This window comes from Aeromonas sp. FDAARGOS 1417, assembly GCF_019046985.1.
Classification (GTDB): Bacteria; Pseudomonadota; Gammaproteobacteria; order Enterobacterales; family Aeromonadaceae; genus Aeromonas; species Aeromonas veronii.
Map to the genome: position 1 here is coordinate 54404 of NZ_CP077222.1, position 19981 is coordinate 74384.

23 protein-coding genes are annotated in these 19981 nt (G+C 54.3%); all 23 read right to left on the reverse strand.

What is annotated here, in order from left to right; all coding sequences use genetic code 11:
• Window positions 1-14 precede the first annotated feature (14 nt).
• The 23 genes from I6L47_RS22100 to I6L47_RS22210 all read right to left on the reverse strand — a co-directional run bounded on the left by I6L47_RS22100 (window position 15) and on the right by I6L47_RS22210 (window position 19884).
• The gene (locus I6L47_RS22100; RefSeq protein WP_216949439.1) at window positions 15-1196 is read right to left on the reverse strand and encodes a uracil-DNA glycosylase family protein; all 1182 of its coding nucleotides are present in this window, start codon (window positions 1194-1196) and stop codon (window positions 15-17) included.
• Window positions 1193-1897, reverse strand: coding sequence for an NUMOD4 domain-containing protein (locus I6L47_RS22105; protein ID WP_216949440.1), 705 nt, complete (start codon window positions 1895-1897; stop codon window positions 1193-1195). The genes I6L47_RS22100 and I6L47_RS22105 overlap by 4 nt, the downstream gene beginning before the upstream one ends.
• Window positions 1894-4218, reverse strand: coding sequence for a DNA polymerase III subunit alpha (gene dnaE, locus I6L47_RS22110; protein WP_367949216.1), 2325 nt, complete (start codon window positions 4216-4218; stop codon window positions 1894-1896). The genes I6L47_RS22105 and dnaE overlap by 4 nt, the downstream gene beginning before the upstream one ends.
• On the reverse strand, window positions 4196-4693 hold the full coding sequence (locus I6L47_RS22115; RefSeq protein WP_139495307.1) for a hypothetical protein: 498 nt from the start codon (window positions 4691-4693) through the stop codon (window positions 4196-4198). Before I6L47_RS22115 ends, dnaE begins: the two co-directional genes overlap by 23 nt.
• Window positions 4694-4794: 101 nt before the next feature.
• A complete protein-coding gene (locus I6L47_RS22120) occupies window positions 4795-5991 on the reverse strand; it encodes a MoxR family ATPase (RefSeq protein WP_139495308.1) in 1197 nt (398 codons plus the stop codon).
• A 124-nt stretch (window positions 5992-6115) separates the two neighbouring features.
• Window positions 6116-8380: a hypothetical protein gene (locus I6L47_RS22125; RefSeq protein ID WP_216949401.1), complete on the reverse strand. Its 2265-nt coding sequence runs from the start codon at window positions 8378-8380 to the stop codon at window positions 6116-6118.
• 80 nt (window positions 8381-8460) lie between these two features.
• Window positions 8461-8916, reverse strand: coding sequence for a helix-turn-helix domain-containing protein (locus I6L47_RS22130; RefSeq protein ID WP_107961298.1), 456 nt, complete (start codon window positions 8914-8916; stop codon window positions 8461-8463).
• A gap of 152 nt (window positions 8917-9068) precedes the next feature.
• Window positions 9069-9320, reverse strand: a complete 252-nt coding sequence (locus I6L47_RS22135) for a hypothetical protein (protein ID WP_107961297.1) — start codon at window positions 9318-9320, stop codon at window positions 9069-9071.
• The gene (locus I6L47_RS22140; RefSeq protein WP_139495310.1) at window positions 9317-10078 is read right to left on the reverse strand and encodes a ParA family protein; all 762 of its coding nucleotides are present in this window, start codon (window positions 10076-10078) and stop codon (window positions 9317-9319) included. The genes I6L47_RS22135 and I6L47_RS22140 overlap by 4 nt, the downstream gene beginning before the upstream one ends.
• Window positions 10075-10713 (reverse strand): hypothetical protein, encoded by a 639-nt coding sequence (locus tag I6L47_RS22145; RefSeq protein ID WP_139495311.1) that lies wholly within the window; start codon window positions 10711-10713, stop codon window positions 10075-10077. The genes I6L47_RS22140 and I6L47_RS22145 overlap by 4 nt, the downstream gene beginning before the upstream one ends.
• A gap of 129 nt (window positions 10714-10842) precedes the next feature.
• Entirely contained in the window at window positions 10843-12243 is a 1401-nt protein-coding gene (locus I6L47_RS22150) for a hypothetical protein (RefSeq protein ID WP_139495312.1), read from the reverse strand.
• Entirely contained in the window at window positions 12240-12965 is a 726-nt protein-coding gene (locus I6L47_RS22155; RefSeq protein WP_139495313.1) for a hypothetical protein, read from the reverse strand. The genes I6L47_RS22150 and I6L47_RS22155 overlap by 4 nt, the downstream gene beginning before the upstream one ends.
• Before the next feature lie 36 nt (window positions 12966-13001).
• Window positions 13002-13577, reverse strand: coding sequence for a hypothetical protein (locus I6L47_RS22160; protein WP_139495314.1), 576 nt, complete (start codon window positions 13575-13577; stop codon window positions 13002-13004).
• An 11-nt stretch (window positions 13578-13588) separates the two neighbouring features.
• On the reverse strand, window positions 13589-14209 hold the full coding sequence (locus tag I6L47_RS22165; RefSeq protein WP_139495315.1) for a hypothetical protein: 621 nt from the start codon (window positions 14207-14209) through the stop codon (window positions 13589-13591).
• A 48-nt stretch (window positions 14210-14257) separates the two neighbouring features.
• Complete coding sequence (locus tag I6L47_RS22170) at window positions 14258-15376, reverse strand: toprim domain-containing protein (protein ID WP_139495316.1); 1119 nt, start codon at window positions 15374-15376, stop codon at window positions 14258-14260.
• A 158-nt stretch (window positions 15377-15534) separates the two neighbouring features.
• A complete protein-coding gene (locus tag I6L47_RS22175; RefSeq protein WP_139495317.1) occupies window positions 15535-15888 on the reverse strand; it encodes a hypothetical protein in 354 nt (117 codons plus the stop codon).
• Window positions 15881-16120: a hypothetical protein gene (locus I6L47_RS22180; protein WP_139495318.1), complete on the reverse strand. Its 240-nt coding sequence runs from the start codon at window positions 16118-16120 to the stop codon at window positions 15881-15883. Before I6L47_RS22180 ends, I6L47_RS22175 begins: the two co-directional genes overlap by 8 nt.
• Window positions 16121-16130: 10 nt before the next feature.
• Window positions 16131-17495, reverse strand: coding sequence for a DnaB-like helicase C-terminal domain-containing protein (locus I6L47_RS22185; RefSeq protein WP_107961287.1), 1365 nt, complete (start codon window positions 17493-17495; stop codon window positions 16131-16133).
• Between the two features lie 8 nt (window positions 17496-17503).
• Window positions 17504-17821 carry an RNA chaperone Hfq gene (locus tag I6L47_RS22190; protein WP_139495320.1) on the reverse strand — a complete coding sequence of 106 codons (318 nt, stop codon included), beginning with the start codon at window positions 17819-17821 and terminating at the stop codon, window positions 17504-17506.
• A gap of 123 nt (window positions 17822-17944) precedes the next feature.
• Window positions 17945-18304 (reverse strand): hypothetical protein, encoded by a 360-nt coding sequence (locus I6L47_RS22195; protein ID WP_139495321.1) that lies wholly within the window; start codon window positions 18302-18304, stop codon window positions 17945-17947.
• A 53-nt stretch (window positions 18305-18357) separates the two neighbouring features.
• Window positions 18358-19113 carry a hypothetical protein gene (locus I6L47_RS22200; protein ID WP_216949402.1) on the reverse strand — a complete coding sequence of 252 codons (756 nt, stop codon included), beginning with the start codon at window positions 19111-19113 and terminating at the stop codon, window positions 18358-18360.
• A gap of 158 nt (window positions 19114-19271) precedes the next feature.
• The gene (locus I6L47_RS22205; RefSeq protein ID WP_107961283.1) at window positions 19272-19550 is read right to left on the reverse strand and encodes a hypothetical protein; all 279 of its coding nucleotides are present in this window, start codon (window positions 19548-19550) and stop codon (window positions 19272-19274) included.
• 88 nt (window positions 19551-19638) lie between these two features.
• Window positions 19639-19884, reverse strand: a complete 246-nt coding sequence (locus I6L47_RS22210) for a hypothetical protein (protein ID WP_139495323.1) — start codon at window positions 19882-19884, stop codon at window positions 19639-19641.
• Between the last annotated feature and the right edge of the window lie 97 nt (window positions 19885-19981).

The following is a 19981-nucleotide window of genomic DNA, read 5'->3' on the forward strand; positions in this document are numbered from 1 at the left end:
TTGCCCCCACGGGCTTATCGCATCATTTCGGCGACATCACACATGATGTTGTCCAGCACCGTCTGGACGTCAGGCTTGGCGTAAACCATCTGGGGGTTTGGCGCGAAGATGATGGTGCAGTCCCGCTTGACGTCGTAAACGGAAGTGCCCGCAATCGCTTCCCAGCCGCCTTTGACGTCTGGGCACAGGTGTCTAGCCACTGCGCCCCCTGCAGCGATGATCACGGGAGGCTTAAGGAGCTCGATCTCCGCATCAAGGAAGTGAGACCAAGTGTTTATCTCGGCAGTCGTCAGCTGCTTATCAGCCTTCTTGGTCTTCACCAGGGCGGTGTAATAACCGTCTGACTTTTTCAGCTCTGCCTCTTTGAGGGCGCTCAGCGTGTAGTTGAAGCTCTTCCCTTCGGCAAACCGCTTCGACTCACACTCGGAGTAAGCCGGCGAGTCCGTCACGAACATGAATTTAGGCTTCTTGCCGTGTGTCGGAATGACTGGCTGCGGCCCTACAGTCAGCCCCTCATCGTCCAACCCCATCTTCCGCATGTCATCGAATAAAACCTCAAGCTGACTCTCCACAAACGCATCGATCAGGATGGGACGGTTCGCCTTCACACTTCTCAGCATGAGGTTTGGCAGTAGGGACTTTTGATCACGGAGACGATCTGGGTGTCTCGGATCCAGACTGCCAGGCTCTATCGCGTAAAAGGCGCCTACCAGCTCCAGGTTCTCCTGAACCCGCTTGTTGACCAATCGACGCTCCACCGACTCGATAAAGTGAGCCTTCGATTTGAAGCGGCCGCCCTGGGCCTCTCTCGCCTTGAGGATCGCCTTCACGCCATTGTCCGACACCTGTTTAACCGCTTGGAGCGGGGCATAGAGAATGTGCTGCTCCCGCAGCATGTCGTACCCTATCTCGAAGGCGTCGGTGGATGTGTTGATGCAGGGCGGGACCACATAGATCCCCGACTTCTCGGCATCTTTGACGATTGAGGGCAGCTCGTCCTCTTTCGCAATCGACAGTGCGGCGGCAAAAAACTCCGCGGGGTAGTGGACCTTGACCCACATGCACAGATAGGAGATCAGCGTATAGCTGACACTATGACTAGCGTTAAACTGATAACCGCCGTTGACCTCGATTGTATGCCATACCTCTTTTGCCAGCTCTTCACTCAGCCCGGGCTCTCTGCGGAGAATCTTCATTCTCTACCGTCCCGTATCGCTTTAATCTGTGTGTTTGAAACTTTAAATTCTCTCGATAGGGGCTTCACTTTCTCACCCGCGAGCAGCCTGCTTCTAACCACCTCAATATCCTCTGGACTAAGCCGTTTTTGTCTTGCTGGTCTATATAAAGGCCCGCCAACAGAAGCCCATTTTTCGCCGGTTGCGATTCGATAACAGATGCTCTCCGATATGTCGAAATCGACAGCGACGATGGCGAACTTATCGCCAGACAAAATGCGCTCGCGGATCGCAATAACGTCAGCCTCGGTCAACTTTGCGTTGTACCTAGCCTCTCCCTTTTGGACAGTCCCATGTTTCATTGCGTCATGAATGTTGTCCTTTTGACTGCCCCATTCGATGTTAGAGGAGACGTTGTTCTCGCAGTTGCCATCCATATGTCTAGCTACAGCTCCTTCAAATGGAGCCGGACCTTTGAACCCAATAGCGAGAGCGCGGTGAACTGTCATGCCGCAGATCTTTCCTTCATCAGACATCAAATCGACCATCAAATAGCCGAACTCATGCCTGCGAGGTTTACGAAGAACGCCAGAGAGTTTTTTCTCAGGCACATTCCTCCCTAAAGAATCGACATACGCTGGGATGACTCTATCGACACTGCGAATCTGGCCATCCTCACTGACCTCGTACTTGCTGAACCCATCAATTGAAACCCACTTCATAGAACTAGCTCCAACCCATTCTCGATTGCTTCGTCAACAGTGAGCTTCAATGATGCGTCCCCTTTGACTGTGAATCGGGCGGCAGCATGCACTTCTTTGCAAGTGCCATCTTCGAGCTCGACAGTCACCCATCCGGCCTGAGCCTGCTCGATGAATTTACCCCCAATGGATTCCATCAAAGCCGCATCCTTCTTACCAATCGCCTTACGGATCTTGTCTGACTCGGCCATCGAGAAGCCGGCTAGGTCACGCGATAGCTGCATGGTCTGCTCCTGAAAAACCATGACGCCACGGGTTTTACGGAGCGCGTCTTCTGCGCGAGGATGTGGATAGTGAGGCTTCACCATGCCTTGCTTGATGCGGACGTACTCTTCCGTCATGCCCGACTGGAGAGGGCCCGGGCGGAACAAAGCCGTTGCCGCATAGATGTCCTCGAACGAGAGGTCCCTGCCACCCTCGGACAGGTCTTTAAGCAGCTGCCGCATACCGTGGGAGACGAACTGGAATACACCGGCCGTATCCCCTGCCGCGAAGGCCTTAAGCACCTTCTCGTCATCGAGAGGGATGGATGTGAAATCGAGCTGAACCTTGTGGCGGTCTTGGATTTTCTGTCTGGCCAGGTTGAGTGTGTCCAGGGTGGACAGGCCCAGAATATCGAGCTTTATCAACCCAAAGTCCTCAACGACCTGCTTGTCCCAGTTGACCGTCTGCTCGCCATTACGCACCTCTACCGCGCTACGGCGGGTGAGAGGTTCACCGGCCACCACAACGCCCGCGGCGTGACGGCTTAGGCTGCGCATGGCCCCCTCGAGCGTCTCAGAAATGGCAAACTCTCTCGGGTGAGCGGAGGCGTACCGGCTGATCTCCGGCAGCTCCTTGGCCTCAGACAGACTCATGCCCTGATCAATCACCTTGGTGCAGCTGTAGTCCTGCTGCGGGAGGTCATGGATACGGGCAACATCCCGAATAGCAGAAGCGGCCGCCAGGGTGGAGTAGTTACTAATCCCAGCAACATGATCCTGCCCGAACCGATTCGTGATGTACTCAAGCACCTCATGGCGCCGGCTACTCATAAAGTCGGTATCGACGTCGGGATAGTCCAGACGATCGGGGTTAAGGAAGCGCTCGAAGATCAGGCCAAAGCGGATAGGGTCAACATCGGTAACGCCAATCAAAAACGCCACCAGTGAGCCGCCCACGGAACCCCGGGCAGGGCCAACCATAATGCCGTTGCTCTTCGACCACATGATGATGTCCCTGATCAACAGGAAGTACCGGTCGAACTTCATGTCGCGCAACACGCCAAGCTCATACTTGAGGCGGGCGCGGTACTCGGGCAACTTCTCGGGCGAAGGCTGGTAGCCAAACACCTTCTTGGTCAGGCGATTTTTGAAGCCCTCCAGGCACAGCTTGGTAAGCTCTGCAAACTCATCCTCCGCCATCTGCGGGAGACACATGCCTTGCTTCTGCCAGCGATATTGGCAGTCATCGACGATGGCCTGAGTGTCGTCGGGAACAGTAATGCCTGTCCGCTTTCTCCACTCCAATATCTCCGTCTCCATCTCCGACGGGGACAGCATGTGCAAGTCGCGGTTGTACGGGATGTTCCGCAGTGGGTGGACGGCGCTACCCTGGCCAATGATGTAACTCATTACATCGCGGGCGTCATCCTGCCCCTTATCGACGTACAGAATCGGCCTTGAAAGCATCACGCGGGAATCGCTCTCAATCGCTTTCTGAGACGCTATCGAATTGACGCGATCAAAGTATGCGCTCTTGAGCGGGACGAGCTCTATGACGCGCTGATGCGCTGGGACATGTTTGACCAGAGCAGAGTAGATCTTGTCTGCTTTGCAGTGGGCAAACAGTGAAAAGAAATCACCGGTCGTCAGGATCAGCCCGTCACTTCTCAAGGCTTTGACCAGATCGAGAACCCCGATGCGAGGCTCATAGTAGAAATACTCCTCAGACCTGGCCTTGGTCAGAAGAGAAAACAGGGCCTTCAGGCCCTCCTCGTTCTTGACCAGAAGCTTTGCCTCCCAGAAGTGATTCGGCTTTATCTCAAGGCCGCTCTTCTTCGATGGCGGGCGATAAGTAGGGTCATCAAACACCTTGATGGAGGTCCCTATAATCGCCTTGGCGCCGCAGTCTTCGGGCATGGCCTTAAACAGGTCAGTCATCCCGGATATTGTCGCGTCATCGGTGAGGATGACGCTTTGATAACCCATCTCCAAAGCCTTCTTGACGATCGCGTCAACCGAGGACACGGCTCGACCCATCGAGAAGTGGGAGCGAGCGTTAGTTAGGTGCATATAAGCCATCTCCGACTTGGGTAATCACCTCCAACGCCTCCAGTGCGGAGATAACGAAGGAGGATGTGTTGTTCATGCTGGACGGAGAGAGCGTCACCGCTCGCCCAATGGCGAGTTTCAACTCGAGCCTGGAGAACGGGCGTCTCTTGTTCAGCAGTTCTTGGATTTCAGCGAGGTAGCCGGGTCGCATCTTCATCGTCTTGAACGAGTTCACGCCTTGCTTGGAGTCGGCAACCATATCGATGCCAGACTTCTCAATGGCAGTTGCAATACGCCTTGCGTGAACGGAGAGGGACGACAAGTCGCGGCGACTCTCAAATCTCTCTCTGCTTTTGCCAATCAGCGGCTTGGCCCCGGAGACAAGCTCGACCTTGATGTCGCCGCGTGACACGCCCTTGCGATCAAGGAACGCCTGGACGCCATGCAAAAGCTTGGAGACATCAATCCGCTCTTGAAGTGAGTGGAGGCGAGAACGCACCTCCAACGCACACTCCTTGTTTTGAGGGCACTCCTTGCAGCTCTTGGCGCTGGCAGAGAAGCAGACAATTTGGCCCTGGCAGTGATGCCAGGGCTGAGGGGAGGGGATCATCCTTCGACAACCCGCGCTGCGATTTGGGCGCAGGTCTCCTTATCAACAGGTGTCAGTCGGTTCAAGAATGACAGCTGCAGGCCGGTCATGAAGGATGCTCTGGCCACACCGATTCGGGCGGCATTAATCAACACGCGAGGGCCGAGAGTGGCGCCAATCTTCTTGGCATCGAAGGCCTCGCGAACAAGGTTGGCAAAGCGGACGAGTCGCTCCGCATCCGGCATCGCAATATTGCCCTGAGACGAGACGACGGCCGCCTCCTGCTTGGCCGGCATGTACTTCATCTGGAGAACAATGCCAAAGCGCTCGAAGTTCGCCGCGTTCTGGATGTTGGTGCCCAGGTACAGGCCGCTGTCATCGCCAGATCCGTTAGTGTTCCCAGTCGCCATGAAGTGGAAGTTCGGATGAGGGTGAACAACCCGCCACTCAGAGTCGGCCGGCGCGTCCTTGATGATTAGCGGCTTACCCTCAAGCACGGCCTGATAAACGGCAAGCACCTGGGGGAAAGAGAAGTCGTACTCATCGGCGAGGTATCCCCAGCCGTACTTCATCGCAAGCGGCAAGGGCCCGGGCGAGAAGAAGGTGCCTCGCTCTGGGTCTGCAGCCATCTGGCCGAGAATATGAGCCTCTTCGGTTGAGCCGGTGTGCTGGATCCGAATAATCGGTCGATGAAGCCTGGCGTACATCTGCTCGAATATGGTCGATTTACCGGTGCCGGCGTGGCCCCAGAGATAAGTCGGGATCTTCATTACCATGCCCATCAGCAACGTCTTCAAAACGTCCACATCGAAGACATAGCGGTCATCCACATCCGGGATCTGCATATCCCACTCTGTTGAGCCGGCGACCTCGACCATGATCGGAGATCCGTCCGCTCTCATTGCCCCTTTACACTTCTTGCCAAGCTCGAACACATCGTAGAGAGGCAGGTTCTTCGTCTCGACCATCTTCATGCTGGCCGCGCTGAGCTCCGCTGAAGCCGTCAGCTCCTCTTTTGTCTTGTTGCGGGCGTTGATGCGAGCGATAGCTGCCTCGCTCAACAGAGGCGCATCTGGGTAGTTCGCCTTGTATTGCTCAACGGTCACGTCGGGGTGGTGGTCGCGAAGATGGAGCTGGATCGCGTGAACCTTTGCGTGACAGATAGCGCAGGAGATTTTTTCATCTGGATTGGCAATAGCGGTGAGATCAGTCATGTTTCCCTCTGTTCAGTAAGTGTTAGCTTAAACAACGCTGTCATTCTAAACGCGAATCTCAGGGCGATAAACAGTCAATATTTACTGACCAACGGAGGCGACCGAATCGCCCTGATTGCGATGATTACCGGAGCAGCACTCTCTGCACCTGCTCAACAAGTTCTGTCGGCAGCTTCGTCACATCCCGCAGGACGATATGGTCGTCGTAGAATCTCGACACCGAGTCGGTATCGATCCCCACCCCTATCACCTTGATGCCGGCCTTCTCGGCTGACTTGACCGATTTGGACAAGTGGCGAGACAAAGAGGAGTGATCGTAGGTGTGACAAGCCGGGACACCGTCCGAGAGGACTATCAACATCTTCCCCTCTGACCGCTGAGCTATAAGCCTTTGAGCGGCAATCTGGACGCACTCGCCATCAACGTTTTCTCGCAGGAAGTTGTCGGTCGAGAACGCAGCACCTATTCGCTCCATCGCTTTCGGGCCCCACCGCTCTTCGAACGATTTGAAGATCGGCATGTAGAGCCAATCTATCCGGCCGAATTTGACCCCATGCTTGTGCATCTCCCTGTGACAGGATTCGCTCCATTCGGAGGTGTGAGATTTTGTAGTGAACCCCAAGATCTCGAAGTTCACGCCGATCCGGTGAAGGGTGTCAGCCATTGCGTAGGCGGCCACCATTGCCGTCTGGAAGCGCGTCAAAGTACCGGAGCCGTGAGCCATCGAGCCGGAGCAGTCGATCAGCAGGGAGACATCGAAGCTTTTACTTCGGTGCTCTACTTTGCGACGGAACACCCTGGTATCCCCCACAAACAAGCGCGAGAGCGCCGCTGTGTTTATCCGCCCGCTCTCTTGAGCCGTTCGCCAGTGCGACTTGTTCTTCGACACCAGCGCTCGCTGTAGGCTGTTCTGCATGACGCCGACCTGATGCTTGGTCAACGCCTCAATCTTAGGCAGTGCTTTAGCCGCAAGGGCTGCCATCGAGTGAACCTTGAACGGCTCAATCGTGTCGTTGTCCGTTGAGTAGATGACATAGGAAGACTTCTTGGCGGCATCCGAGGCCATGGACGCTATTGACCCCTCGAGCGCCGTCTCCATGTCGCCTACCGAGTAGTCCATGAGAGACTCGCCCTCGCCCGGAGTCCAGACCGGCTCCTTGTCCTCTTCCGACTCAGGCTCCGCTTCGGGCTCTTCGCCCTTTGCCTTTTTAGGGCCGCCCTTACCGGAGAGAGAAACCTCATCCACATCGTCAGATTCTCGGCCAGCTGAGGACATCTTGGCATCCGAATCGAGATCTTCGTCCGGGCCGTCGCCTTCTGCAGTTTCATCAACCTCGTCGTCGAACTCGTCAGAGCCAAAAGTGGCCTCTTCTTCCGAGTCGTCCTCGTCGGTCTCTACAGTGGCGTCTTCTTCCAAGTCAGCCTCGGTTTCATCATCGCCAGAATCATCAGTTTCGCCCGCGTCGTCTTCTGAGAAACCGGCAGGGGCAGGTTCAGATGAAGGAGAGCTATCTTCGTCGCCTGGCGCCTCTTCTGCTGTCTCGTCCATGTCGTCAGTTGAGGGCTCATGTTCCGGCTCTTCGTAATCACCCTCCTCGTCGATCAGAACATCGCGCTTGGGCGATTTACCCCTTCCTGGGCTGGACTTGCCAGATGGCTCGGAGCCCGGCTCGGACGACTCACTGTCGGCCATACCGGTGTCATCATGCTCGTCATCATCCGGCACCCGCATGATGGCATCGATGAGGAAGCGAGCGAGGGCGATGTTGTCGCTGGTGCTATTGGCAGCGCAAACCCTCTCAGATATGTCGGCCGGCAGCTTCTTGATGATTGGCTCTACATGGTGCCACTTGTCCTTCATGTACTCGTCGAAGGTGACGAACTGGTGCCAGGCACGGGAGATACACGGCAGCAGAACGCCAAAGTATTCGAGAGGGTTTACGGATCCTCTGTCGAGCAGCTTTTGGTAGTTTGCGTTGACAATACGGTCGATAAAGAAGGTATGGAGCCGAGTGATAGTGGCTTTCGACCCTGGGAAGGCCTTCTGCATATTCTTCTCAACGAACGGGTCCTCCAGGACGTTCTGCATGTGAAGCCAGTCGGCGTCATGGCCAATCTCAAGCACAGCCTTGTTGTCGGTAAACAGAAGATGGCCAACCTCGTGATCGAGGAAGCCCTGTACCGCCAAGATCAGATCGTCACTGGCGTCATCAGGAAGATAGGGGAGGGTGACAGATACGGGCTCGCCGGTTGCTTCGCTATAGGAAACACAGGCTACAAGCCCACGCTGATAAACCGCGATATTGCGGCCAGCGAGAATTTGCGTGATAGCGGAGATCGAATTTCGGATGACCGAGACAGGCGTCAACAGTCCAGTGTAAGCAGTCATTAATGTTTAACCCCTCAAAGTGTTCAGCTTTCACTGAATGATAGCGAACACTGTGAGGGGCTAAAAGCGACATTCCGCGATTAATCTACGAAAAGTTGGGTGCGGACGAACTCCATCAACCGAGCTTCCTTCTCCGGCGTCATAACAACACGCTCGCCTCGCTCTTGCTCCACCGCTCGAAAAACCTGCAGGATCTTTTCCTCAGATTCATCGTGAGTCCCGTTGATGACTTTGTGAATCAGTTCCCAAGCCTCCGGCTCATCTTCGGTGCGCTCCTTCAAAACAGAAGCCAGCAGGATCACCGGGTCAAGTTTTAGTGCTTTTGCAGTTCTGGCGACACGGCCAAGTTTTAATCTTGAGGTGCCTTTTTTGATCATGGACAACATTGAGGTTTGATTGGCAGCAAATCCGATTTCCCGAGCCAGCTCTGACTGACTCTTGCCAGGATTATTGCGGTCCACACCTAATTCAATCAACTCTCGAACGGAAGGAATATCAGCAGGGATTCGGCCCCCTTGTGCTTGAACATCGTGCATTTTTAGACTCCAGCGAAAACCATCAGTGGCAAAATAAAATCAACAATCTATTAAGAGAATACAGTAAAGATTGACTGAATCAAGATCGGATCAGTTAAAGACTCATTTGATTGTTGAGGTAATTTTTATCAGTCGAAACTAGAGCTAAATCTCTAATTATTTGCCATCTGCTCAAGCATTTTCTTTTTAGCTCGCTTTGTGAATCTGCCAATTTCCTTCGCGATCAAATCCTTGATGTTGGTGTCGGTGTAGGCAGAGATCATTCGCAGATCGCGCATTATCGACTCTGGGATTTGAGCATTTAAGGACACCATTTTTTCAGAGCTGACCTGCGGTGCGTTGAGTTCGACCTCAACCTCATCGTTCTTCAAAAGGTCATCAAGGGTGCGGCCTTCGTTGTTCATTTCAATCTCTCCATCAGTTCATCAGCGATCTGGTTCACGCTTTCAGCAATATCTAAAACTTGGTCTTTGTCGAAGGACGCTCTCTCACTGGGATGGCGTCGCTTGTTTATCACCTGATTAATCATCGAGGTATTCTTGGCAGCATCCAGGATGGTGAACCCCAGCGCGGAGACGGCAGATATGACGTCCGCAGTTCGAATGCTACGCGACATAAGGTGACACCCCATGTCCCCAATGAGTCGAGCCACATGCTTCGTGGAGTTGGCAGAGGGGTTTACCTTACTCAACACGTAGGAAAGCCCCAGCTGCTCGTCAGCCTCTCTCTGGGTGTTCTCGTGAGACACCGCATCGCGAACCAGCTTGGTCGGCTCCAGGTCAAACTCGGAAGCCTGAACAGGCGAAATAACGTAGTCTGACATCCGAAGAAGGTCGTGCTGGAACTGGTCAAACTCACCCTTGGTATCCACGATGACCACATCGTAAAACTCGGTAATACGCTCGAGCTGCTTCCGGTACGGAGCGTTAGAGGAGATTTTCGCTACCTCCGGGAACCCCATATCGAAGTCAACCAGCTCTGACTCGTTGGCAGTAATTCTTCTCTGGCCGTAGAAACTGACCGCGGAGGCTTGCTCGTCAGAATCAACGATGGCGACGCGAACGCCCTTGCAATGGAGCGCGTGGCCGATGTTTAGCGCTATCGTAGATTTGCCGGTTCCGCCCTTCTGCGTGGCCAGCGTCACTATCTTCCCTTTTCTCATATCTCTTGAACTCCAAAGTGCTGTCTAACCTCTTGGGCCGCCAGCTCTGGGTCTATAAAGACCATGCTGGCGAACTTGCTTCTCAGCTTGTCGTAGTCGCACCCAAAGGCCATTTCGACCCTAAAACGAATGTCGGCCAGTTGAGCAACGCCGTTACCGGTGTCGCGCCAAAAGACAAGATCTGATCGGAGATGACGCGGCAGGCTCTCAAGAACGTCCCACGCGGCATCGCTGATGATACTGGAGATAGATTTCACCTCTGGCCAGGTAAGCTCGGACACGCGCTCAAGGCTCCACCCCATGATGAGGGAAAAGAAGACACAGCGGCGGTCAGCGAGCTCCAGCTTTTGAAGCCCCTGTCTGAGATCGCCCAACAGCATTGGCGTAGAGGCGATCCGGTAGTTTTCGAACCGGTCGTTGTGGACGAATCCTTGATGATTGGCGTTGGAGATGTCACGGGCGATGGCCTCAGCGGCGGCCTTGGCGGCTTCGCGAGAAACCAAAAACTTGGCTCTGTAAAAGAACCCACTGAGATGGATTGGAGCAACGTTGTCAGCGTCCATATCCCATATGGCGAACTGATGCAGCTCCTCTGGGAAGTTCCGCTTCCCGCAGAGATTTTCAAGCGTAATCATTAGGCAAATTCCAGCGATGAACACGCATAGAATGAACCAAATGAATGAAAAAAGGAAGGCACCGAAAATAGTGCCTTCCTTTATCGCTACGCAACTACCAAGGAAGCAATCTTTTTTCCTTGGAAACTATCAAACCAATTTTCCTTTTTCCAAGATGTCTCTGAACCTGTGGAATCGGCCGTGGCGCATGGAGCCGTAGTTGGTTATTTCATGATATTTAACCTCAACAAGGCGCCCAATTATGCTTTGCCCGGAGGGTTTTACCGTGTGGGTCACAGTGATCATTTCATCCAGTTCTTCCTCCCATGACACACTGGTATAGGTGACGACTCGGCCAGTATAGTCAGCCCAGATTTCAGCCCTCTGCTTATCGGTAAAACCACCACCGATGCGGACCTCCACACCGTTAAAATCGACAATAATGCCGCCGGCCATTCCCTCGTATTTGCCCTCACCTTCGTAGACCCCGATGACCTTAAGATCGACCTCGCCCGCAGTCTCAACCTCGTCCTTGAGTTTGAGGTATCCATTGTTCCGGCTCCGCTCGTAGAAGGTGTGGGTTTGCTTAACAATGATCCCTTCAAACCCCATCGAGAATTTCTCTCTGAATTTGGCGCGAACCTCTTCGTCATTGCTGGCGATCTCCTGCTCGATCAGCTTAACAGCCAGGTTGTCCATCTCAGCTTCACCCAGCGTTTCGGCAGCACGACGGAACAGCAGCTCAAGCCGACCTCGACGGCGCTCTTCAGGTAGCGAGCACCCTTTCACGAACTCGCGCTCGGTCATAAATTCGAATACGTGGTACTCGGCATCTTTGGCGTCGAAAGTCTTGCGTCTGACCTCACTGACAGTTTTCAGGAAGTCTCCGGTGATGACCTCCCCATCAAGCACAACAAGGCCGCTGGAGACATTCAGGCCGGCTGTCAGGAAGGTGATTACATCCGACGACAGGGATCGAAATGCGTGGAACTCCTTGCCGGTTCGGGAAAGGAACACGGCTGTCTTGGCCGAGAGATCAGCGATACAAATTGTCCGAACGCCATCGTGTTTGATCTCGATCTTGACCGGCCACTTCTTGACCCGCTTGGCAGCATAGGGGTGGGCAAGATTGACCTCAAAAATGATGATCTCTTCTCTGCCAAGGGCTCGGTTTACCGATTTCCCTGACATGCCGGCTCGGACATCTTTTGTGATGATCCTGGTAAGAACATGCCATGACTCCTCTGAATAGGTTGAGTAGAGTCTGGCCAACTCGGCCTTGGCGGCACCGCCCTTCAAGGTTCTGTCCTGCAGCTGGGCGAGGATCAGCTCAGCCTCTTGGACGGACATGTGCTTGTCACCAAAGCCAGACAGCTTTTTGATGGCGGCCTTGATTGTTTTCTTGCCGATGCCGTATGTCAGCATCGGATCAAGGGCTCGCTTCATCGCCCAAAGAACGTCGGCGTTTTTAAGCTCCTCCGTCAGCAGGTCGTTTTTGGCATTGCCGCTGACGGCCGCGATACGCTCGAATGACTCATAGATGTGTTTCATGCTGGCTCCATGTTGGGAATTGATGCTTTGTCTAGGGGATGCGCTGTTGCTGCGAGGGTCTTTGCGGCGGTCACAAGACGGGTCTGAGCGTCTTTGTCGAGACGAAATTTGCTGATGATCTTGCCCATCTCCTGCCGCCAGAGATCGCGATCTCTGCCGCGGATAAGCTTCGCCACGTACTGAACGAGAGGAGTCGGCTCTTTCTTGCCGATCACAGCCTCGACTGCGGCGTCAGAGACGGCTTCCGCCAGGGTGCTTTCCTTCACGCCAAACAGGCGCTCTGACGCGCTCACCGGGGCAGGTTTGGGAGCTGGTTTAGGCGCAGAGCGGAGAGAGGGTTTGCCGGTGCCTCCGGAGAGAAGACGACCTGCGGCGTTCCAGCCGCGCATGTAGCTCTCGGACTCCGGCTTTGTCGGGCCTGTGATCTCAACCCGGGGCGTGTCCTCGACCTTGACGACGGAGATCTGACGCTCTTGGTAGAAGAGAGCTCGGCCCGCTTCGATCTCTTGCTGACGGAAGCCTACGGCTCTGCACTCGCCACGCTGGATATGCTGATAGCACTCCGAATCGGGACGAAGCTTCCCTTTCTCATGCGCGTCAATGGTGAAGAGGCAGACGGCATAGGACGTTCTGCGCTCAATCTGATCGCAGTGGTGATAAACGGTGTTACGGCCGGAACGACTGGCATCGACAGGCAGCACCTCAACAGTTACAGGTTTCATGATTGCCTCAGTTAGTATTTACTGACGTGGCGGGCTTTAAAACATGCCCCAGTTTTTGTTCGTCTCTGACGTGGCCTTCCCGAATGTGGTTGAGGCCTCTTTGGCGAGAAGTTCGTCGTCAGATATGCGAGCCGACTCCTCATCAGCTCCGGCCTCTCGGTGGCCAAAGAGCTCGTCCTCTTCTCGCTCGTCAAACTTGCGAGCCTCTCGTTCGGCCAGTACCTCATCCACACGAGAGCGAAGTCCTCCTGCGAATGACTTGGCTTTGGCGATCGAGACCTTCATTTCGGCTCCGGACAGGGTGTCCACAAATTCCTTGTCGCTATCCAGGTCGAACTCCTTGTCGATGGTCTGATAGGTGATCCGGTTTCTGGCCAGCTTGGACTCGTTCTTTTCGGAGTAGAGCTTCTCCATCTCTTCGCGGCTTTCCGAACTGCTGATTTTCAACAGGTGCTTGACGCTATTGGCATTGGCCGCGTAGTTGATCAGGTGATAATGACGAACCGGCTCACCATCGGCCTTTAGCGTCAAAATCAGGTTCACATAGTTTCTTTTCCGCTCGTTGTCGGCATCACGCAGAATGGAGCCGACCACATGGACCGTTTTCTTCACAACACACCCCCTTACTCAAACATTCCCCATCCTGGATTAGCCAGGCGGCGACACTCTTCATCCACAATTCGCTCAAGCTCTTCCTCATCCTCCTCCCGCTCGATCATGGCCAGCATCTCGGCAAGACTGTCATTAACCTCTTGAGTCACCGGCACGGCGGGGGCAACCCTAGCTAAGGGGCGCTCGAGCCGCCCCTCTTGAAAGAAGGATCGAGCGACAACCTCCTCTGCAAGCTCAGAAATAGGGGCATCGCCAGCACAGGCGGAAACGCAAAACATGGCGATATGCTTGGACAGGCCGACAGAGCCGAAGAACTTGGTCCTTGATGCCAACCAATCCTGCGCATCCTTCACCACTGAGAAGGTGGTTTCACACTGCAGGACGTAGAGGCGAGAAATATCGGCAATCCGGTTTCGCCAGTGCTCAAGCCATGCTTCGGCCTCCTCTTGGCTGCCAACAACCTCTTTGGCGAACAGATAGTTGGGCTCCCGACCAGAGATCGAGGTTGACTCATTCGCTGACATACAGAGCCAGCGCTGATGGCCATCGCAGTCGGCCCCCACCACTAGGGCGATGTTGTGACTGGTTTCGTCATAGTTCGGTAGGTAATAGACCTTCAGCAGGCGGTTCACAGCGTTCTCCGTTCAGCTCTAAATTCAACATCAGCATGATAAATACTCTCACTCGGGCTTTGACTCTCTTAGCCGAGCTCTGCGCATTAACTCGCGGAGCAGTCGCACGTCCGAGCAGGACATTGCCCTTTCATAGGCATCAACAACGACAGAGGGCGGCACCTCGTTCGGATCTTTACCCTCGGGCAAGAGAGCAACCTTGGCGGACAACCCGACTGAGCGAACAAGCTTGGCCGACTCGATGGCGGCCTTGATTGCATCCACCTCGCCGTCCCACATAAAGACGACTGACTTCAAGCCATGCTGCTTTAACCGGATCAACGCGCCGAGCTGATCTTGCCCGTTATGATCGCCATGGCTGAGGTGCTTGCCGAAGGTGCCAATCTGACCGACGGAGCGGAGATGGACTTTTGAATCCATCGCGATCTTGGTGGCCATGACGTCAAAAGCACCTTCGCAAATGACAATCTCTTCGCAGCCAATGACGTTGTGGCCGTTATAAAGAAAGCGGCCAGAACCCGGGAGTCCGGGCGGGAAGAGGTACTTGCGAGGGGCGTCGTTACTGATGTGGCGACCCTGGAAGGTCACAAGCACACCATCAAGGTCGTAAATGGGTATCAAGACCCTGTTATCGTAGTTCTGCCACATCCTGCGGCCTTCGCCGTCGATGTAGATGTACTGCCCTTTGTGACAGAATCGGAGGTGAAAGTATCGGGCGAGATCGCGGTCTATACCGCGCTGCTCAAGGTATCGAAGATTGCGGCCGCCGTGCGGGAGCTCGATGCTCTCCGGCATGTCAAAGTCGGTCACCTCTTCAACCTCGGCAGAGGTCGAGCGCTTAGCTACCCACCCCTGATCACGGGCATAATCCTTGAGCCTGCGGATAGTCTCTGACGAATCAGTGCCCCAGAGATGGCGAGAGAAAGAGAACAGGTTGAACCCCGGCTCTCCGGCGCAATCACCGTGGAAGCAGTTGCCAAGACCGCTCGAGGCGTTGAGATAGACTTTCCATCCATTTCCCCCGCATCTTGGGCAGGTCTTGATGTTCAACTGCTGCCCAGACGAACCAAACGTCCTCTTGAAGCGGACACCTTCGTAATCAAGGAACAGCTCTGGGTCGATATGCTCCAGAATTTCAGACAGGTCGGTATCTGGCTTGTGTCTCATGGCGTGTCAGTTCAGCAAACTAGGGGAGTACCCCGTCGAACAATGTCTATCAGCCAGATGATCAGCTCGATCATCTTCCATAGACCTAGCAGGGCGAACCCCGCCAGGACTAAGAGCAGCTGGCTGACGATCTTGAAAGTGTCACCCAGCATCACTAGCTAACCCTCTAAAAGCTCGGGATGGACCGGCTGCGCTACCGCTCTGGTCATAGCCATAAAGGCTGTCTCCAGGTCGGTTTTCGCGATTGCAGCCCATCGACGAGGCTCTGCTACCCGATGACGCGCAATAACGTCACCAGAGGGCTCAGGAGCGATATGGAACGCGCCTCCAAGGGCATTCTTTCTCGCTGCTGCTGCTGCGGCTTCGAGATGGTCTTGAGTCTCTATGTGGGCCAAGACCTTGCGATGAAGCCGGATGACCTGAACCTCCATCGCCTTGATCTCGTTCATCAGGTCAACCTCGAACTGGGTCAAATCGCGGTACCCACGGATCATCTTGTGCTGGTTATTCATCTTCCAAGCGCTCCTGCTCGTAGAGAGATTGGGCTCCGGCCAGGATTTCTTGCGGGTCGAAGCCTTGCTCGGTCGCGTAATGGAGCAGGTCGGTAATCAAATCCCCAATCATGTCTCGATGATCGCCCGGGTGGAGACGAGCAAGGCTCTTCTCCGGGCCGATATAAACCTGACTCATGAAAGCCTCTAGAGCGGTCTCAGCCCAGGCTGCGCGGTCTTTATTTGTGGGCATACCCACCTCCTTACTCGAAGCCAATAACTTCTTTGATTGCGTGACCCCGTGACAGATCGCGCTTAATCCGGATCGCAAACTCACCCTTCTGGTTACGAGACGCGGCAAAGAACATTCGAGCCTCGCCCTTGGCCATCTCCTCCTCTGTCGCGTTGATAGAGATAACCAAGTCAGCGGTCCGAATCTTGTTGAAGTCCTCTGCGGCATGCTCGGCCTTGGCCGTCACCGACTTATGACCTTCACGGTTGGTCTGGGTAGCGGAAATCATGGCGACCTCCTCCGTCTGCGCGATGCCTCGACAATCAACCCATATGGTCCGACTGTTCTCCGTCTCGCTTTGCACCCAGCGGTTAGGAGCCATGATGTCCAGGTAGTCGATGACGATGGCGTCGAACTTGATGCCGTCGGCTTTGTACCTGTCGATCAGGTCCTGCAAGTCCATCGGCCTGAATGAGCCGGACGGGTATTCGTGAAGAATGAGTTCGCCTGGTAACTTGCGGTCTCGAGTGGCGCGAATAGCCTCCATCACGGCAAAGATGGACCCCTCAATCTCGTCAATCGGGGTGTCTGATACCGATGCGTCAAGACGAGTGGAAAGCACCTCTGTGCTTACCTCGAGGGTGATGCCAAGCACGTTGTAACCCTGCAGCGAAATCAGCTTTGCAAAGTCCCAGATCGTGAACGACTTACCCTTCTTGGCGCCGGCCATGAAGACCGTGAGCTCTTTGATGCCGAAGCCTTTGTGAAAGAGCAGCTTGTCGATGCCAGGGATACCGGTGCTGATGCCTCGCGGCTTGATCTCTCCCATCTTCATTGCGCGGCGAACCTCTGTTCGGGTTTCAGCCTCTTTCCAATAGCTGTATGGGGTGGAGTTCGGGCGCGGGCCCACCTTGAAGGCCTTCTCCAAGATCTCCTGTACCTTGACGGTGTTGTGCTTCTCCAGCTGGTCAAAAGCGACAAGCATCGCGGAAGTAATGGCCTGGTGACGGGCAAACTCGCCGACCTGATCAACAGCGAAATCACGGCAGGAAACGATATCCATGCCGGCATCGAAGATGACCCGGATCTTGTCTTTAATCTCCTCGACCATGTCCGAGCGAATAACGCCTCTGCGAATGGCGTCTTTCAGCAGGGCAACTACGTTGGCCACATCTTTTGGCGGCCTCTTGTAGCGGTCGTAATAGCTGATCGCCAAACTGACGAGAGCCGCATCTGCGCGGCTCTCAAAGTATTCAGGCTTGATAAGACCCTCGGTTCTTCTGGCGAAGGTCTCATCCCTTACCTGCAAGGCGACCAGTCTTTCCTGAAACGACTCGTCAAAATCAACGAACTTGATTTCCGGAGTCTCAACTTCCATTTCAGCAACGACTGTCATGGCTCACCTCAAGCGCGGTTTGCGACAGGGCTAAACATCGCGACGGCATGCTTGAAGAGGTGCAGGTCTACGCCATCGCTCTGCTTGATCGAGAAGGAGTAGCGGTCGAAGTCGATGACGACCCCCTCTACCTCTTTTCCTGACATCAGGGTCACAGCCACAGAGGACGCATTACGTTTGCTGTTAAGCAGCACATGCTCGTGAGCGTCCAACTGACGGCGGGCAGGCTTCTTGTTTTGGGTCTCGGGGCGCGGGCGAGGGCGAAGAGACGGGCGACCGGCGTCGGAAGAGAAACGACGATGGGATTGGTTGTGTTGTTCGTGCATTTGCTACTCCATGTTGTTCAGCAATTCGCTAATGTAAGCATCTTACTTGCTATCTAACGGACTTTCTACAGTAAACACTTACTTAATAATGGGGCCGACACTACTACCAGCCCCAGACTAAGATCAGGCTTTTTTGACAGCCTCAAAGCCGGGATCGATGGCCGGCATAACCTCGCTGAAGAGGTGCTCAATGCAGAAGCTCTCAAGGTCGGTCACTTCTGCCTCACCATGTTTGACCCGAGAGAACATAGTTGCGCCTTCGTTGTTGGACAGCAGAAGAGGAGGCTTGCCGGCTTCCAACGCTTCGCGATCGTGCCAGTATTTGAACTGGTAGATGACGGAGACGGACATCTCTTGAGGCTGTTCAGCACCGAACAGCTCAACGCGGTTGACGGTCTTTTGCGCATAGCTGAGCTCAAACACAGCTGCAGGGTGAGGGATGCCATAAGCATCAGTGAATTTGACGGTGAAATGCTTCTTCATAATGCCTCCAAGACAGTTGACCGAGCAATCATACACAGACGCTCAAAAGCCATCTACAGTAAGCTTTTACTTATTGAGCGAGCAGCAGAAATCACCTCCGGAGAGAAATGCACTCGCATATCTTGCGGGTGGATCATGTGGCGCTTGAAGCCGTACTCCATCAGCGAGAACTCCGGCCGGGCTCTTGACGCAATCAATCGGCAGAGCCATGCCGAGTGCTCCAGCTGAGAAGGATGGCCTTGCCACTTCGGGAGGGTGTAGAAGTCAGACTCGGCAGCATAAATACGCTCGCTCAGAAGCGCTTCCCAGCGATCGATGATCTGCTCAAGTATGTTGACACTATAGAGCTGCCCTGGCGTTGGTATACGCTGCCAGATTCGCCCTATCGCTGCTTTCATCCCTGACATGCAGAACACATCGTAGGGAATACCGAGCAGGTCAGCCTTCTGACGCGCCTTCCAGATACAGGTCGTGTTTCTGAATGGGGATGACTTGCCGGTCTTCGCTTCTTTGGCAATGACACTGCTTGGCTTGCCGAGAGGGTCTTTTCTTGGCAGATAAGATCTCGGGGAGGGACCCTCTACCTGCTCATAATCGACATGAAGCCGAATCATGTGACGAAAGGCCTCTTCGTAGTAATGCGCGAACAGATATGTGCGCTTGGTAGGGTGCATACCTCGGTAGTCAAACCATGCCGTCTTGTAGAGCTCGCACTCCTCTTTTAAGAGCGAGAGGCTGATCCTCTCCAGGGCGATGAGCTCACATTCAAGATCGGACAGCGAGGAACCGACGAAATCATCCAGCATCATAACTTTAGGCTCGCTTTTCAATAAATAATTACTTGTTTTTGAGTTTACTTATATTAGAAGAAGCGATCAAAAGTGATTATAGGAACACCGCGGAATTTGAATTTTGCTTCGGAAGGAAAGGCCCTGACCGGTACACCTGATCGCTCAGGGCCGGAGCCTTACTCGGAAACCACCGAGCTTGGCATTGCGACCGATTTGCCATCTCTGGCCAGGCGGTCATTGAGCACCGTCAAAACGGTGTTGAGACGAGCAATGGACTCGTTCAGCTTGCGGAAGTTTTCGCGGTTCTCGTTTGCAACAGCGTTCTGAGAAGCGGCGTGTGACTCGAGGACTGCGATACGGGTGTTTGCATCAAAGACAAAGCTGGCCAGAGCGACAATTGAGGTTGTCAGCAATCCGGTCACCACCTTGTTGACGTCGTTAAGCCAGTTGGGCATATCCTTATCCTATAAGGTGAAATTTTCAGGATTATAACCGCCCTCTTTTTCAGTATCCACTGAACAATAAGGGGCCCGAAGGCCCCTTTTACCAGGAGTTACGGAGTGGCTTTTTCCGCTCGTCATACTCAATGCTGTCCCTGCAGTGGGTCGGGCTCATCATGATGAAGTTGATGATCTTCTCCAGCCTCAGCGCCCACCGCTTACCCTGCAGAGCGTTGTACCCAACATTGCCGGAGATAGTCTCGTCAGGACGACCGCCGAGCAGGGTGTTACCCAGCTGGTCGATAGAGATGGCCACACGGAAAAAGTATCTGGTTACTGCATTACTCATAGTTTCTCCTATCGGAATGTAGAGCCTTCACAGCTGACGTTTACGGTCTTCACGACCGCTCCGTTCAGAATGAAGTCAATGGCTGCCGTGATGGTTT